The 16,590-nt window shown below is 39.9% G+C and carries 14 protein-coding genes; all 14 read right to left on the bottom strand.

The genetic code is table 11. The features are described from left to right. Positions 1-45 precede the first annotated feature (45 nt). The 14 genes from J0M37_04505 to J0M37_04440 all read right to left on the bottom strand — a co-directional run bounded on the left by J0M37_04505 (position 46) and on the right by J0M37_04440 (position 16,577). On the bottom strand, positions 46-987 hold the full coding sequence (locus J0M37_04505; protein ID MBN8584335.1) for a substrate-binding domain-containing protein: 942 nt from the start codon (positions 985-987) through the stop codon (positions 46-48). A 33-nt stretch (positions 988-1,020) separates the two neighbouring features. Further along, positions 1,021-1,203 (bottom strand): hypothetical protein, encoded by a 183-nt coding sequence (locus J0M37_04500; GenBank protein ID MBN8584334.1) that lies wholly within the window; start codon positions 1,201-1,203, stop codon positions 1,021-1,023. Between the two features lie 116 nt (positions 1,204-1,319). Then, complete coding sequence (locus J0M37_04495) at positions 1,320-2,117, bottom strand: energy transducer TonB (protein MBN8584333.1); 798 nt, start codon at positions 2,115-2,117, stop codon at positions 1,320-1,322. Positions 2,118-2,292: 175 nt separating this feature from the next. Continuing rightward, a complete protein-coding gene (locus J0M37_04490) occupies positions 2,293-2,592 on the bottom strand; it encodes an EthD family reductase (GenBank protein MBN8584332.1) in 300 nt (99 codons plus the stop codon). 23 nt (positions 2,593-2,615) lie between these two features. Further along, positions 2,616-3,740, bottom strand: coding sequence for a L,D-transpeptidase (locus J0M37_04485; protein MBN8584331.1), 1,125 nt, complete (start codon positions 3,738-3,740; stop codon positions 2,616-2,618). 46 nt (positions 3,741-3,786) lie between these two features. Then, on the bottom strand, positions 3,787-5,022 hold the full coding sequence (locus J0M37_04480; GenBank protein MBN8584330.1) for a citrate (Si)-synthase: 1,236 nt from the start codon (positions 5,020-5,022) through the stop codon (positions 3,787-3,789). Positions 5,023-5,409: 387 nt separating this feature from the next. Continuing rightward, complete coding sequence (gene trmB, locus J0M37_04475; GenBank protein MBN8584329.1) at positions 5,410-6,090, bottom strand: tRNA (guanosine(46)-N7)-methyltransferase TrmB; 681 nt, start codon at positions 6,088-6,090, stop codon at positions 5,410-5,412. A gap of 364 nt (positions 6,091-6,454) precedes the next feature. Then, a complete protein-coding gene (locus tag J0M37_04470; GenBank protein MBN8584328.1) occupies positions 6,455-7,516 on the bottom strand; it encodes a methylated-DNA--[protein]-cysteine S-methyltransferase in 1,062 nt (353 codons plus the stop codon). A gap of 422 nt (positions 7,517-7,938) precedes the next feature. Continuing rightward, complete coding sequence (locus J0M37_04465) at positions 7,939-8,601, bottom strand: M48 family metallopeptidase (GenBank protein ID MBN8584327.1); 663 nt, start codon at positions 8,599-8,601, stop codon at positions 7,939-7,941. A gap of 240 nt (positions 8,602-8,841) precedes the next feature. After that, complete coding sequence (locus tag J0M37_04460) at positions 8,842-9,348, bottom strand: hypothetical protein (protein MBN8584326.1); 507 nt, start codon at positions 9,346-9,348, stop codon at positions 8,842-8,844. Positions 9,349-9,540: 192 nt separating this feature from the next. Next, positions 9,541-9,762, bottom strand: coding sequence for a DUF2188 domain-containing protein (locus J0M37_04455; GenBank protein ID MBN8584325.1), 222 nt, complete (start codon positions 9,760-9,762; stop codon positions 9,541-9,543). 538 nt (positions 9,763-10,300) lie between these two features. Beyond that, on the bottom strand, positions 10,301-13,987 hold the full coding sequence (locus tag J0M37_04450; GenBank protein MBN8584324.1) for a vitamin B12-dependent ribonucleotide reductase: 3,687 nt from the start codon (positions 13,985-13,987) through the stop codon (positions 10,301-10,303). A gap of 550 nt (positions 13,988-14,537) precedes the next feature. Continuing rightward, on the bottom strand, positions 14,538-15,092 hold the full coding sequence (locus tag J0M37_04445) for a cupin domain-containing protein (GenBank protein MBN8584323.1): 555 nt from the start codon (positions 15,090-15,092) through the stop codon (positions 14,538-14,540). 159 nt (positions 15,093-15,251) lie between these two features. After that, the gene (locus J0M37_04440; GenBank protein ID MBN8584322.1) at positions 15,252-16,577 is read right to left on the bottom strand and encodes a T9SS type A sorting domain-containing protein; all 1,326 of its coding nucleotides are present in this window, start codon (positions 16,575-16,577) and stop codon (positions 15,252-15,254) included. Between the last annotated feature and the right edge of the window lie 13 nt (positions 16,578-16,590).

The following is a 16,590-nucleotide window of genomic DNA, read 5'->3' as shown; positions in this document are numbered from 1 at the left end:
TCGGCTGATGTTTTGTAATAAATTGTAAAATGTACGGCTAAACAGTTAGTTAAGCTGTATTATTTTTACCGGCTGGGTTACCGGTACCAAGCCTGATTTTAACACTATTCTTTGCCCGTCATAAGAAGACATGAAGCTTGTAAACCCGACAGAAAGGTTCATAGAAAAATCAGTTGAAAATATATACGCTTCGGTTATCAGCGGATATGTTTTATTTGCAATATACCCCTGGTGAAGCCCAACATAATTTCCTATTGCACCTGTTGAAGGATCGACTGCAGCAATTTTAAGCGGTTTAACTGATTCATCGAGCGTATCATTGGATACCGTAATCCAGGCCATGGAAATAAACCCGATAGAGTTCGGGTCTTCCTTAATTTCACGCATCATCTGTGATGACGTGCTGCAAATAACATCATTTGCGCCAAACTCAGCGCCTGCTAGTACCTTCTGTTTAAAAATATCATGTACAGATGCGTTCTTCCTTGCGATAAACACTTTTATTTTACCGCTGTAAACATCTTTATTATCACCGTCCAAAGCGTTCCATTCTTTCTGCTCGCCGGTAAATATTCTTTTCAGCTCATTAAAATTCAGCTTTGTAAGCGGGTTCTTCGGATTTACAATTACACCGATCCCGTCAAGCGCGAATGCGCTTTTTTTGATTTCAATTTTATTTGCGGCAAAAATATCGGCTTCTTCCTTTGTAAGATCTCTGCCTACAACAATTGATTTGTATGTGCCGTTATTCAGGTCTGCAATTACTTCTTTGGTGGTTTTAATATTAAGGGTAACTTTTGCATCAGTGTTCAGCCTCATAAATTCCGAAGCTTCTTCTTTTACTACGGGAGATATCCCTTCATCCACCCCAACGGTAAGCTCACCGGTAGTGGAAACGGATTTTTTCATTGTATAATCACAAGCGCTGATTGTTATTACGCTGAAAACTGCCGCAAATAACAATACTTTTTTTATTTCGGCTCTCATATAATTTTTAACATTTATGGTGAGGATTTCGTTCTAATCTTCTTCCCTGTCGTAATATCTCAGTTTTTTGCCCTGGTTCTGCATTTTAAGATATGCGTTATAGGCCCTGAAAATTCCGTATATTACCAGTATCCCCCCGAATATCCAGCGGAAAAATTCGTTATTCTTGAACAGCTCGCCTGTGTTATAGGCACCTGTTAAAATAAGAATTCCCATCACCAAGAAGATGAGGGAAATTCCTATTGTAAAATAATTATATACTTTCAATTATAATATCACATCATATTAAAGCCGCGTTATATCCGGTGTACAGGCTATGCCTGCACAGGGTATTAATTCAGCTTAAAGTTAAACGGTACAGTAACCCAAACCTTTACAGGTTTTCCGTTCTGAAGACCGGGAGTGAACTGAAGGTTACTTGCTTTATCTCTTACTTCATCATGAAATACATCAGGTCCGCTTACTGAACCAACTTTTAATACATTTCCATCAGGTCCAACAAGCACTTTAACAGTTACTCTTCCTTCCATTCCGGCTTCTCTTGCAATTTCAGGATATCTCATTGAGGATCTTACCTGTGAAAGATTTACGCATTCCGGAGCTTTCTCAACTTCAAAAGACTGGAACACCGTTTTTTCCTCAACAACTTTTTCCTTCTTCTCTATCTTTTCTTCAATCTTCTTTTCTTCAACCTTTACATTGCCTGTGTATTGGAACTTACCCGAATCATTGTTGCCAACGGGTGCTTTAATTTCTTCAAGCTCCTGCTGTGTTTTAATTGTCTGCTCTTCAGCTTTTTCCTTAGCAACCGGCTCAGGTGTTAAAGCTGTAAGATCTTTTGGAGGAGCAACAGGCGGCTCTTCAATTTTCGGCGGCGGCGGTTCTTCTTCATCATTTGCCGATGGCGGCGGTTCAAGATCACTGACATTGATTATCCTTTGCTGTATATCAGTCTTCTTCTGTTCTTCCATTTTGCTGATGTAATTGGCAAATAAATAAGTGCCGATTATAAATCCATGGATCAAAATGGCAAATATAAGTCCGCGCTGCAGATATTTCTGGTATGTTTTTTTTAGCTCTGTCGCACCGTATCCTGTATCCTGCAGGATATCTATGTTATCGGTAACCATATTACCTCCGTTAAAATATAAAACTATTTATGAATTTCTTACAATTTATACACTAAAAGTATAAATTTTGTTCCAATTTTTAACAAGATTGGACTGCATAATAGATAAAAAAGAAAATAAATACAAGCCCACTTTTTGCTAAAATTATTAAAAAACAGTTAAAAACATCAGTTAACTACTTTACTTTTCCAAGGAAAAAATCAACCCTGTCTTTGGCAAAATTGACAAGATCTCTGGCTGAAGCCTTGCCTTCAGGAGAGCCCATTGCCGCATTAAAAGAATCCATATCCTCATAATACATTTCAGTCATCATATAATATTCAGATTCTGTTCCGGGAAGCACCTTAAGCTTTGATACTTCGGATTTTATAAGTCCCGGAATAACATTTACTAACGGCATGTGTTTTTCAAAATAATGTTTTTCAAACATTTCCACATCAGCCGGAGTTTTATACATTGCTACAAGTTTTACCATAAATTCTATTTTTTTGTATTAACTTATTGATTAGGCGGAAAATAAGGCAGTATTCCCAATGGATTATGAAAATAACGTTTTATCATTTCGGGGGCGACCGAAATCTGACGGCTTTCTGTAATTACTGAATCACCTTCAGGTATACCAAAGTTCTCTGCTAAATTCACAGGCTCGGTAATATTTCCTGAAGCTGAATACCTGTTATTCAGAAAATCCGGTTTGCTTTCGAACTTAGCTATTACGAAAGGCAGCACCTGCTTTTCGGGGATCTCTTCAGTTGAAAGAACATTAACCCCTATTTTAGGAATAACAGTGCCATCAAGTATAAATCTTTTGGGGGGATTGATAAAATACTTGCCTTCCATTATTGTACCAAGATTATAAGCAAGCATATTAATATAATCTTCCTTTGTATATTCAGCATCATTTGTAAAACCTTCAGGTGCAAAAGCTACGACCCTGTTGGTGTGTCCTTTATGAGCAAGAACAAGCGTTCCAATTTTACACTGTTTGAACAATTCCCTTGCATCTTCGTTTCTCATTCTTACGCATCCATGAGAGGAAGGCCTTACTCCTAAATGAACATAATAACCTGTGCCCGGAAGTCCATGAAAACCTGAACCCATATTAAAAGCCATAAAGTAGTTAAGCTGAGAGTTGAACTGCGAGGATTTATGAACTTCATTCATGTGGAATATCGCAAAGAGACCGGGCCTTGAGCTTACACTTTTATGAGCGCCGGCAATACCTGATGAAACAGGATATTTTACTAATCTTCCGTCTTTGTAATGCACATAAAGCATTTGCTGATCAATTCTGAACTCAAGCCATACATTATCATTTGTATAAATAGTGTCACGGAGGTTTTTTGAAAACTCCTCAGCTGCAAGCAGCGCTGAAAGATTTATCTTCGGCGCATTATCATCTTCTGAATCGGAAGTAACCTGCGAGTTATTTTTAGTAACAGATCTTTTATTTAATGGCTCCTGTGTAAACCCTGCAAAAAGAAAAACACAAAGCAGAAGAGGCAATAAATACCTCAAAGCATTTTTACTTCCGTTCTCTGCGGTATCATTGCTTAAATTAACTTGTTCCTGAATTTCTTCAGGAGGACGGGAGTTATCAGAATTTTGTGTTTGTTCTTCCAAATAAAATTAATTTGTTATAAAAAATGAAGCTTGATCCCGTGTTTCACTATTTATTGACTGCTTTTTCAAGCCAGTCCATAGTTACTGATTTAGGCCTTGTGATAGGCTCGCCCATCGCACGGCTTAATATAAGCTGTGAGCAAATTCCAAGCGCTCTTGAAACGCTGAATATCACAGTATAATATTCAAATTCTTTGATACCGTAGTGATATAACAAAGCGCCGGTAGCCGCATCCACATTGGGCCAGGGGTCTTTAGCCTTGCCCTGTTCGATTAAAAGATCAGGAACAATATTGAACAGTTTTTCAACTACAACAAAACGGTCATCATTGGGTATAACTTTCTTTCCCCAGTCAAGTGACGCTGTGAACCTGGGGTCAGTTACCCTTAAAACCGCATGCCCGTAACCGGGAATTACCAAACCTTTATCAAGCCTGTCTTTTGCAAAGCTTCTCAGCTCGTCATCACTTGGCACCTTGCCGAAATGGTTAAGCAGCTCTATAACAAACTTCAGGCATTCCTGGTTTGCAAGTCCGTGCAGCGGGCCTGCAAGGCCGTTCAATCCGGCAGCAAGTGAATAATACGGATCGCTTAATGCAGAGCCGACCACATGTGAAGTGAACGCGCTTACGTTACCGCTTTCATGATCACAGTGCACAACCATATACATCCTCATCAGCTTGTACCATTCATCCATGTTGCCTTCTATACCCAGCATATACGCATAGTTAGCGCCCCAGTCAAGATCCTTTTTCGGAGCGATCCTTTCGCCCTTGCTGAATCTTTTCCTGTAAATTGCTGATGCTATTACCGGCATTTTTGCGATAAGATCAAGTGAGTCTTCCAGGGTATAATCCCAGTAAAGATCTTTCTTTAAGCCCTTATCATATTCACGCCTGAATTTTGACTCATACCCCAATGCGGTTACAAGCGCACTAAGCATATTCATCGGGTGAGCATCCTTCGGGAATGCATCAAGTATGTTCCAAATGAAATCAGGAACATCCATTCTTGCATTCAGCTCTTTTTGAAGGTCTTTTGATTCTTCTTCGGTGGGCAGTGAGCCTGTAAGCATAAGCCAGAGTACATCCTCAGGAAGCTTATCGGTTAATTCAAGAATAGGGATTCCTCTTATCACCAGCCCGTAATCGAGGCCAACTTCTGATGTATCGCAGATAAGTGATTTAATTCCTCTCATGCCGCCCAGAACCTGTTCAACTGATACTTCGGAAATAACTTTACTTCCGTGATTCTTTCCCAAATTCCGTACTCGATCCTTCAAATCCGGAACTTGAGAAGCAAGTTTTGCTTTCAACAAAGACATGTTAATTATTATACTTCCTTTCTTAAGAAATATTAAATACTATAAAATTAAAAATCTGTGACCTGAAAAAAAAAATCATAATAAATTATCTGCTGAAGAATATTTTAACTCTCCAATATTCAAATTTACAACTAATTACTTCAGATGAATTCTGCAGAATTTATTATACTAATTTAAAAGGCTGAACCGTAAATATATCTGAAAATCAAATAATTTAAAAGGTTAAAAATCCTGATTTATGGTTATTTTTAAAGAAAAACGGGTTAATTTTTTGTTAGGGATACGCTAAAAATCATCAAAAAACAAAACAAACAGCAGTTTTCACAACAAGTTGATAAATTAAAGCTATACGGGTCTTTTAATACAGGTCATACGGATAAACGGTATTCCCTTGAGTTCACAAAAAATTTCATGGTTCGTTTGCACACCGGGTTCCCAGGTAATTTTATCATTATAAGTAAACCCGAACAACCCGGTTTCATTTAAAATTTTCTGCTGGTATTCATCTACTTCCGGAACGTCAGTCATTAAATAAAGCTTTCCGGCAGGTTTTAATACGCGGTCAATTTCCTTAAGCAGCTCTGCAGAAAACGCTCTGCGTTTGTAATGTTTTTTTTTCACCCACGGGTCAGGAAAAAAATAAAATACTTTTTCAATTGAACCGGTTTCTATAAAGCTCATACCGTTCACAGCGCTGTACCAAAGCGCCTGTACATTCTTAAGCTTCTCTCCTTCAATTACACCCTGGATCCACTCCACTGCACTTTGCCTGACTTCGAAGCCAAGTAAGTTTTTATCTGTGTTTACAAGTGACATTTCTATCAAAAACCTGCCCAGCCCGCAGCCAATATCAAGCATATCAGGGGGTCTACCGTCAGCGAATACTTCATCCCAATTCAATTTTTCAAAAACCGGGGGGTAATAGAAATTATTTCCCTTATGTTGTTTTAAAGGAAAGTATAATACGGGGTTTGCATGATGCCTTATGCGCGGAAGCGGGTATTTTGTGTAATCAATTTTCTTCAAAATAAAACTCGCGCCTGTTTACACAGGCAAACATTCATAATGTAAATTTAAGAATGAAACAATTTAACGAAAAAAGAAAATTGTTATACTGGAAAATTTTTTACAGGAAATATTTCGAATTGGTATCTTAAATGATAACAAAAAGCTCCCCTCCTTTGCAAACCCCCATCGTCAATCAACTTAGGTGATAAAATTATCAATAATATACAATTGACGGAAATTACAAATATAGTCCCCCCTTCAATTGAAGGGGGATGAAAAGCATCAGAACTGCATTGGGATAAATTAAACGAAAAAACTAAATAACCGCTTGCATAGATGGGGGTTTGTTTCCTGGCATTCCGAATAATATCCTTCGATGCGCTCAGGATGAGTGAATTCTCTCCAGCTCCAGCAGCCATTGCTTACGCCATAAGCCGCCGCCATAGCCGCCAAGCCTGCCATCTTTATTCACAACACGGTGACATGGAATAATTATAGCTATCCTGTTCATACCGTTTGCTGTGCCAACGGCGCGGGAAGCGCCTTTTAAGCCGATCTCTTCAGCCAGTTCCACATATGATAAGGTTTTGCCGTAAGGTATTTTTTTAAGCTTATTCCAAACATTCACCTGGAAATCAGTGCCAGGGTAAACCAGCGGAGTTTTGAAGCTTTTTAAATTCCCATTAAAATATTCGTCAAGCTCACTTTTAACCTGTTCAATATGTTTATTGCTTCCGGGAATGATCGCAGCATTGAATCTTCTGCGCAGGGTCTTTAGCTGGTACTCAAGCATTCTGCGGTCGCTGAATTCAACCAAACATACTCCTTTTGAATTCGCGCCAATTATGATCGGGCCCAGCTTGCTTTGATACATTGATGTAACTATGCAATCCGTTGTTTCTGATCTTCCCGGCGGTTTGCCGAACACTTTGGAAAATGCATCGCGGAAGCCGCTGTGTGAACTATACCCGTTGCTGAAAACCGCATCATCTATTTTGGAGCCTTCCCGTATCTGTGTTAATGCAGTACCCAGCCTACGGCTGCGCTGGTAAGCGTGAAAGGTCATACCGTAATTTTTCATAAAGTACCTGCGCGCTTTTTCAGGCTGTATGCCCATTTGTCTCAGCTCGCCATCGCGAATGCGTTTATTATCAGAACTGTCAATTTTACTGAGGAGCTTCTGCACCCAGTCAGGGTGCGTGCCTGAAAGCTCCATAGGCCTGCATTTTTTGCAGGCCCTGTAGCCTGCAAAAAGCGCTTCGCGCGCTGATGGGTAGAAAACCATGTTCTTTTCAAGCGGTTTTCTTGCCGGGCAAGCCGGCCTGCAGAAAATATTCGTGCTCTTTACGGCAACAAAAAATATTCCGTCGTAGCTTTTATCTTTACTGTAAACGGCTCGCTTCATTTCAGCCGCAGGCGGCAATTGAAAATACTTCATTTCCATGGTTAAATATTAATTTTATTGATACAAAAATAAAGGCTATAGGTCGTTCATTCCACCGAAAAATTGACAGGTAATCCTGAGGCGAAGCCGAAGGATCTCATCCGGGAAGCGATAATCTTAAATATATTCCTCATCCCGAGCCTGTCGAGGGATATCTACACCCTTCGGCAAACTCCGGGTGAGGGGTTTAAAGAAATAGATCAAAAGGCAAAACCCCCATTGCAGATCTTTTCTTAATTTAAGATTAATCAATAATTTTCAATTAACGAAAAATAAAGACCTCGTCCCCCCTTCAGTTGAAGGGGGGAGTTGATCTTGACTCTACCTACAATCAGGATTAATCATTAAACTTCTCTAACCAATATCTAAGATGGGGGTTTGTTTTCTTGCTCTCCGAATGAGATCCTTCGTCACTTCGTTCCTCAGGATAAAGAAGCATTCACCTTCAGCCACTTTTCGCGGCGTCTGTGGTCAGGCATAAGCTCGCTCATGCGCGCGTAAAAGCGCTTTGAGTGATCCTTTATTTCCAGGTGAACCAGCTCATGTACAATAACGTAATCTATCATCTCCTCAGGCATTATTACAAGCCTCCACGAGAAATTCAGATTCCCACGCATAGAGCATGACCCCCAGCGCGTCTTAGCGCTGTTAATTTTTATCGAAGCATATTTATAACCGAAAGCTTCAGCTATTTCTTTTGTACGGGCTGTTATGTGGCGTTTAGCGAACTGTTTGTAGAACCATTCTATGTAATGCTTCGGCGCTTCAAGGCATTTTTCGGTAATACGTAATTTGCCTTCACCTGTTAAGGCAATCCGCACTTCTGCACCGGGAACTATTTCCAGCTCATACGGCTTGCCGGCAAACAGGAATTCTTCTCCATTAACATATTGCCTGGGTTTGTGTTTTGCCTTCTGCTCAATGAAATGCGCCTGCTTCTTTTCTATCCATGTACGCTTTTCTTCTATGAACTTTTCAACATACCCCATAGAAACACCGTACGGTATCTTAACAGTAAGCGTTGCATCGCTGTTTACCTGCAATGCCAGCGTTTTCCGTTTGGAGCGAATTATTTTATAGTTCATATTAAAAAATTAAAAGCTATTCAACACAGAGAAACAAAGTCACAGAGAAAAGTTACCTTATCTATCCCCCTGACGTGTCATACCCGCGAAGGCGGGTATCCAGACATAAAACCCTGCAAAAGCTTTAACCACGAATTGCACTAATTTCACCAAATAACATCTCCCCCTTACCAAGGGGGAGTAGGCTTTAGCCCGTGGAGGTCATACATAAAGTTTTATGTACGAATTGGACAAAATTGATTAATTTGTTTCAGTCCATTTCTTAATAAAATCGTTAAAGTCTTCCATTTGTTGTTTTAAAACTCCCAGTAACCCGCCAGTCCATTGCCCGTATGCTTTGCTTCCATCCATTTTATACAGATTTTCCGGAAATGTTCTGATAGTATATGCCGGATTTTGAGATGAGTATTCTGAACCCAGTTGCTTAAAATAGGAGCCCTCAATCTTAAACTTGGGTTTGCCATTTAGACTCAAAATCACATAATCAAAATTTCTGCTCTTAAGTGCTTCCGCATACTGCAAAAAAACTCTGAATATATCAACTGGTGCGAGACCACTAAACTCTTCAAGGCTGTATTCAATAGAACTGATATTAATATAGGAATCGTATGTTACTGATACTTTGATTCCCTTATTCCTGCTATCATTTTCAATAACTGTATTTAATGGCTCCTGAAGAGTAATGTAATTATAACCATAAATTACAACTATTACCAATAGAGGTAATAAAAGTAATACCCACAAGATTCTGCGGTTTTTTTTTGGGGGATGTTCAATTGTGCTTAAATTCTGTTCCATAAAGATTTATTAATTTCAAAGCAAAAAACTTTGTAAATTTCAAAAGCGTTTTTCGATACATTCAATAGTACAAATTTCACAATTTCAAAACAAATAAAAAAGGCTACTGTTAAAGTAGCCTTTAAATTGAATCAAATTTCCTTAACCTTTAGGGGGATAAGGATCATTACCGTAACTATTTCTGCTTTGAATTTTTCCGTCTTTACCAAGTATTACTAGTTCAGACTTTTGATTCTTAGCGATTTCTTTCGCAATAGCTTCTGCTTCTGCTTTTGTATCTGTTTTCGACGTGAGTTTATCGTTACCCTCACCCCGGACACCCCATCCATCTTTGTTTGGGACGACCCATTGATTTTTTTTCATAATTTTAATTTATTTTTTTGATTTTCTTACTAACTTCTTCTCCAATGTCCTTCTATCCAATTGTATTTTCACGTTTTGTAATCATATCTCCAATGACCTTCTACCCATTCGCTTTTACCAATTGGCATTATCGGCTTCATTTTTGGAAGTTTATTAGGCGGTTTTATTGGCTTAATAGGATGAATTTTTTTAATTTTGAACATGATTTTTATTCCTTATACAATCACTTATAATGTGGCGATTTAAATGTTGTAAGTTTATTTTATAATTATTATGTTACATACAGAAAACGGTAAAAACAATTGGGTGATAAGCCCAATCTCACTTGACGTTCAAATTAAGTTTCGTTTTTACCAGAAAACAAACCTCAAGTGCACCACCACTTGGGGTTTTTATTTTATCAATCAAATCCTTTCATAATTTTTTAGAAAAAAAGCCACTGCACTTAGTGTACAATGGCTCTCCTAATTGTTCATATTTATATTTAAGGCTCAAATTATCTTCTTTAATTCGTAATTCCTAATTCTTAATTCCTAATTTATGAACATCCACTCGTATCGCCGCAGGTTATGCACTTTAAGCAAGTGCCGTTGCGTACCATTGTTAAGCTGCCGCAGCTTTGGCAGATATCGCCGGTATAACCTTTCTGCTTAGCCTGTTTTATCTTATCTGATTCTTCGCTTGCGCTGACATTTTTAATTACTGCGGCTCCTGTCATCTGTATTCCAAGCGCGCCTCCGGAGATTGTCTGCTGTGAGCTTACAGATACATTTTCAACGGGTTTATGCTGAATGTTCTGTGAGGGTGTAATATCGTTTTTCGGAGCTGTTTTATTGGCGGGTTCGTCAATAAATCTCTCTGAAAATATCTCTTCATCTTCAAAATCGGTTTCAGTATCAAGCTTGCTTATGCTGTCTATCGGGCTTGTTCTCATTTCAGTTTCCTGGGAGATGTGTGAAAGGTCATTTCTGCCGAGATATGTTACAGCAAGCTCACGGAAAATATAATCTATGAGCGATGTTGTCATCTTTATATTGGGGTTGCCAATAACTATGCCGTTAGGCTCAAACCTTGTGTAAACAAACGCGTCAACAAACTCCTCAAGCGGTACGCCGTGCTGCAGGCCAAGCGATACGGCTATAGCAAAGCAGTTCATTAAGCTTCTGAAAGCCGCGCCTTCACGGTGCATATCGATGAATATTTCGCCTAACTGGCCGTTCTCGTACTCACCTGTTCTTAAATAAACCGAATGAGTGCCGATCTTTGCTTTTTGAGTGTAACCGCGCCTGCGGAAAGGCAGCTTGCGGCGTTTTGCGATGTAGCGGTGAATGATACGCTCAGCAATACGGATAATATCATTAGGTTTGCTCATTGTTTCGGCAATTTCCTCTGATTCATGCTCAAAATTATCGTCATCGCTTACTGAGTTCAGCGGCTGTGAAAGCTTGCTGCCATCACGGTAAAGCGCATTGGCTTTAATGCCAAGCTTCCATGAAAGCATGTAAGCATGCTTCATGTCATCAATTGATGCCTCATTGGGCAGGTTGATGGTTTTGCTGATAGCGCCGCTTATAAACGGCTGCGCTGCAGCCATTATTTTTATGTGCGCATCTGCTGAAATGAACCGGGTGCCTTTTTTACCGCATTTATTTGCACAGTCAAACACTGCGTAATGCTCTTCCCTTAAATGCGGTGCGCCTTCAACTGTCATAGTACCGCAAACGTAATCGTTTGCAGCATCTATTTCATCTTTATTAAAGCCAAGTGATTTAAGTATATTAAAATGATAGTCATCAAGCTGTTCATCGGTGAAACCAAGGGTATCTTTGCAGAACTCAGCCCCCAGTGTGTATTTATTGAACACAAAATTGATATCAAACGCTGATGGCAGAGATTTTTCAACCTGCGCAAGCACATCTGAAGTAAAGCCCTTTTCAGCAAGTGACTGCGGATTGATGCCCGGGCATCCTATAATAGAACCGTGGCCCGTGCAGTATTTAACTATATCGTGAATTTCATTATCATTGTAGCCAAGCTTTTTAAGTGCCGGGGGTACTGATTCATTGATAATCTTAAAATATCCCCCTCCGGCCAGCTTTTTGAACTTAACCAGGGCAAAATCAGGCTCAACGCCGGTTGTATCACAATCCATTACAAGTCCAATTGTGCCTGTTGGTGCTATTACAGTAACCTGCGCGTTGCGGTAACCGTAACGCTCGCCAAGATCAAGCGCCATATCACTGTCTTCCCTGGCAGCGTGCAGAAGCGGCTCAGGGCAGTATCTTTTGTTAATTCCAACAGGAGTTATGGATAAGCCTTCATACTCTTCATTGGGAACGTTATAAGCAGCCCTGCGGTGATTCCTGATAACCCTCAGCATGTTCTGCTCATTTTCCTTGTACCTTGGGAATGTGCCAAGCTCTCTTGCCATTTCTGCAGAAGTAGCGTATGAACGCATATGCAGAATTGAAGTCAATGCGCCTGTAATAGCCAGCGCTTCCTGTGAATCATACGGAATACCCTGCATCATAAGCAAAGCGCCCAGGTTCGCATAACCCAAGCCAAGTGTACGGTAATCATATGAAAGCTTCGCAATTTCTTTGCTGGGGAACTGCGCCATAAGAACGCTTATCTCAAGTACAATTGTCCATAATTTTACGGCGTGGCGGTAGGTATCTATATTAAACTCAGCTTTTTCAGCGTCATAAAACTTAACCAGGTTTAAGCTGGCAAGGTTACATGCTGTATCATCTAGGAACATATATTCACTGCATGGATTGGAGGCTTTTATCTCTCCGCCGGCAGGGCAGGTATGCCACTCATTTATAGTGGTGTGATACTGCATTCCGGGGTCAGCGCTTGCCCATGCACTGAAGGCGATCTGCTCCCAAAGGTCACGTGCTTTTAACTTTTTGCAGGCAACCGGGTCACGGCCTTCTTTTTTAGCCTTATTAAGCTCAACTCTCCAGTAAAGATTCCACAAACCATCATTTTCAACGGCTTTCATGAACTCATTGGTTGCCCTTACGCTGTTGTTGCTGTTCTGGCCTGATACCGTCAGGTAAGCTTCGCTGTTCCAGTCAGTATCATAGGTAGGAATATGTACTTCTTTTACACCAAGCTTTGCCAGGTGTATAACTCTTTCAATATAATTTTCAGGTATAAGTGATTTTCTTGCATCACTTATTGCTTTGGCAAGATGTTTGTTCTGTTTCCTGTCAAACGGGTCGTTTTCGGGGTGAACTTCAAAACACGCTTTGATCACATTATTTAAATGAATGTTCAGGAGTTTTGAGCCTGTTACCAGGTCTGCTACTTTCTGTTCTTCAACAACCTTCCAGTTGATGTATTCTTCAATATCGGGATGGTCAAGATCAAGCGTAACCATTTTTGCGGCGCGGCGTGTTGTGCCTCCTGATTTTATCGCTCCGGCTGACCTGTCGCCGATCTTTAAAAATGACATTAAGCCTGATGACTTTCCGCCGCCGCTTAAGGGTTCATTGCTGCCCCTTAAGTTTGAAAAATTTGAGCCTGTGCCTGAGCCGTATTTAAATAATCTGGCTTCACGAACCCAAAGATCCATAATACCGCCTTCATTCACAAGGTCATCGCTGACTGACTGAATAAAACATGCATGCGGCTGCGGATGTGTGTACGCATCTTCAGATTTTGCAAGCTCGCCTGTTTTGCCGTCTACATAATAGTGGCCCTGTGCGGGACCTGAAATACCGTAAGCCCAGTTTAAGCCTGTATTGAACCATTGCGGTGAATTTGGCGCAGCCATCTGCTGTGCCAGCATATAACAATGCTCATTATAGAACGCTAAAGCGTCATTTTCTGTGTTAAAATAGCCATATTTCCAGCCCCAGTAGGTCCAGCAGCCTGCCAAACGGTTAAAAACCTGGCGGCTGTCTGTTTCAGAAAGATAGCGGTCTGATTCCGGAATATCCTTCATCGCTTCCATATCAGGCTCACTTGCCTGAAGCCAGACCGGGACACCTTCTTCATGTACTCTTTTTAATACGCGGGGTATACCAGCTTTGCGGAAATATTTCTGCGAGATAATATCTGTAGCGACCTGAGACCAGTGTTTGGGAACAACAATATCGATCATTTCAAAAACGATCGAACCGTCGGGATTTCTTATTACTGATGTGCGTTTATCAAATTCTATTTTATCATACGGGTTATTGGATTCACCGGCAAACAGTCTGTCTATCTTCATGCGGTAAGTAATTAAAAAATTTTCGGAATTCTTTTATTAAAATTTAACTCATCGTTAACACGGAAGAAACATCTTAACTTTATCTTTTGAACCGGCAGGGGTTACGCTTCTGTTTTGAAAAAAGCTTTCCTTATTCTGACCTTGATTAGCTTTCGTTAACGATTGGAAACAAAATTAATAGAACAAAACTATAAATGCAAATTACATCGTAAGAAAAAATTTTACCAAAATACTTGACAATCCGTGAAGCCTCTTAAACAGGCAGTTTCTAAATTAAGTGTGAAATTTTACCCTCAAAAAAAAATTTCAGACATGTTTTTTTTATGCCGCAATATGGATATTGGTCAATAAATCAGTTGATGGCGGGTGTTTTGATTTTTGAAAAATAATTTGTAAGGATTTTTATCAACACCCCGGAAAAACAAAAAAGCTAAAAGGCTTTCTTAAAGAAAATAAATTTTGCATGCGGCAATAAATTACTTTTGATAAACAAAAAAAATTAAATAAAAAATTTTACATCCTATAAAATGAAAAGTGTTTTTTGGCTGCATTATTTTTTTAAAGGTTCAGGCGCGTTTTTAAAATGCTGATACCTTCCGAACAACCTGCCGAAAAAATAAACCGCAGGCATCATAAACTTCTTAACGAACAGGGGAAGCTCAGGCAGGTCGTATTCACTTTTATACCTGTGTATCAGGTATGCGGCGTCCATCAGCGCCGGCTGGGGCTTTCCGGACTTCTTCTGTGCTTCAAATATGGCAGAAAGATAAAAAATTATGGTATTTGCAGGCTTTATGTAACCCGTGCAGTGCAGTTCTGTTGTGCCTGAGTTAACAAACTTATGCGGTACTCCTCTTTTAAAAACTGCTGTTTCACCGGCTTGCGCAGTTTTCGGCTCTTCTCCCATAACCTGGTAAGTAAGCTCACCTGATTCTACAGTAAGAGCTTCATCCTGCAAAAGATGTGTATGCATAACAGGTCCCGCCCCCGGCTTTACAAAATTTTCCACAATTAATTTTTCTTCACCGTTTTCTGTTTCACAGGATTTAAATATAAGTATTTCCCCTAAACCGTTTTCAATTGTTACCGGATATTTATATTTCATAAAAAATGTTCAATAAATTTTTTGAATTTTACAAATATAATTGATATGCACTGCTTAACAATACTAATATTTTAGTTGTAAACATGAAAATAAAAAAACCCGCTTTTTAAGCGGGTTTTTAAAAATAATATTTTTGATAAGTGAATTTTTACAAAATATTTACTTAATTAATACCATTTTCTTGGTAGCGGTAAATTCACCTGCGCTTAACACATAGAAATACACACCGCTTGGGTAATTTGAGGCGTCAAAATCATAATTATATGTACCCGCATTAAGTGCCTGGTTAACCAGCACGGCAATTTCATTGCCTGCAGCATCGTAAACCTTAAGTGATACCTGTGATGAACGGGTGATATCAAACCTGATATTTGTAACCGGGTTGAACGGATTTGGAAAGTTCTGTTCAAGCGAATACTTTGCGGGAATTTCTGTGCTTATTGGTGTAATACCGATTGGAATACAGCCGTTTGATGTTAACAAACTTGCCCTCGGGCCGCTCAATGCTGCATTCATCCTTGTTGACTGACCTGAAGTAAACATGTACATACAGGCATCATTTGAATAATCCATATAGTTCACAAACATAATTCCGGGACTGTTAGGCTGGCAGGCATCTGTTGTCGGGAAAGTAGGACATCCGCTTGAAGAATTGCCCTGAAGCGGAGTATCAGAAACCTGGTCATCCTGGTTGCAGTCAGGCTCATCACCCCAAATATGGAACAGGTTTAACCAGTGCCCAACTTCGTGTGTAACCGTTCTGCCTTTATCGTACGGAGGGTTTACAACACCGGTTGTACCAACTGCAGTGTAAAGATTTACAGTACCGTCTGTTTGGGGATTTCCGCCCGGGAACTGGGCATATCCCAGCAAACCTCCGCCAAGATTGCAAACGTAGATGTTCAAATAACGGTCCCTATCCCAGATATCATGGCCGCCTTGAGCAGTAAAAAATATACGCTGATCAGAGGAGCCGGTGAATGCAGTAATGCTTGTTGATGTACGCGTTATGCCTGTTGTTGGATTTCCGTTAGGATCCCGCTGAGCGAGGCAAAACTGGATCTGAGTGTTTGCGGCAATGGATTTCCAAACAGCGGGGATCAAATTTGTATCAGAATTTAACTTTGCATAGTCCTGATTTAACACAGCAATCTGCGAAAGTATCTGCGCATCAGAAATATTCTGCTGAGGTGTATTATAAACCACGTGAAAAACAACAGGAATCGTTACAAGCAATCTGCTTTCAGAATGCGTGTAGTTTTTTGTATATTCTTCAATTCTTTGTCTGTTCTCTCTGAACTGCGGATACTGCTGCATCTGTAGTTCGTTGAATTCAACAGTACCGCATGTTCTTCCATCTGAATGGAAATGCATGCTGCCAGTTTTTTCTGTGCTGCTCCTGAAAGCGGTGCTGAATATAAATATTGCAGCCGCTGCTGAAAGCAATAAAAATGAATTTAAGCCGGATTTGAATAGTTTTTTCATTTTGTATTTTTTT

The sequence above is a fragment of the Ignavibacteria bacterium genome (assembly GCA_017303675.1).
Taxonomy (GTDB): Bacteria; Bacteroidota; Ignavibacteria; order Tepidaquicellales; family OLB5; genus OLB5.
The sequence above is the reverse complement of the archived record's forward strand: the minus strand, read 5'-3'. Positions and strand labels throughout refer to the sequence as shown.

Coding starts and splice junctions, on each gene's coding strand:
- J0M37_04505 (MBN8584335.1), bottom strand. CDS start 987: ATGAGAGCCGAAATAAAAAAAGTATTGTTATTTGCGGCAGTTTTCAGC.
- J0M37_04500 (MBN8584334.1), bottom strand. CDS start 1,203: ATGGGAATTCTTATTTTAACAGGTGCCTATAACACAGGCGAGCTGTTC.
- J0M37_04495 (MBN8584333.1), bottom strand. CDS start 2,117: ATGGTTACCGATAACATAGATATCCTGCAGGATACAGGATACGGTGCG.
- J0M37_04490 (MBN8584332.1), bottom strand. CDS start 2,592: ATGGTAAAACTTGTAGCAATGTATAAAACTCCGGCTGATGTGGAAATG.
- J0M37_04470 (MBN8584328.1), bottom strand. CDS start 7,516: ATGGAAATGAAGTATTTTCAATTGCCGCCTGCGGCTGAAATGAAGCGA.
- J0M37_04465 (MBN8584327.1), bottom strand. CDS start 8,601: ATGAACTATAAAATAATTCGCTCCAAACGGAAAACGCTGGCATTGCAG.
- J0M37_04455 (MBN8584325.1), bottom strand. CDS start 9,762: ATGAAAAAAAATCAATGGGTCGTCCCAAACAAAGATGGATGGGGTGTC.
- J0M37_04450 (MBN8584324.1), bottom strand. CDS start 13,987: ATGAAGATAGACAGACTGTTTGCCGGTGAATCCAATAACCCGTATGAT.
- J0M37_04445 (MBN8584323.1), bottom strand. CDS start 15,092: ATGAAATATAAATATCCGGTAACAATTGAAAACGGTTTAGGGGAAATA.
- J0M37_04440 (MBN8584322.1), bottom strand. CDS start 16,577: ATGAAAAAACTATTCAAATCCGGCTTAAATTCATTTTTATTGCTTTCA.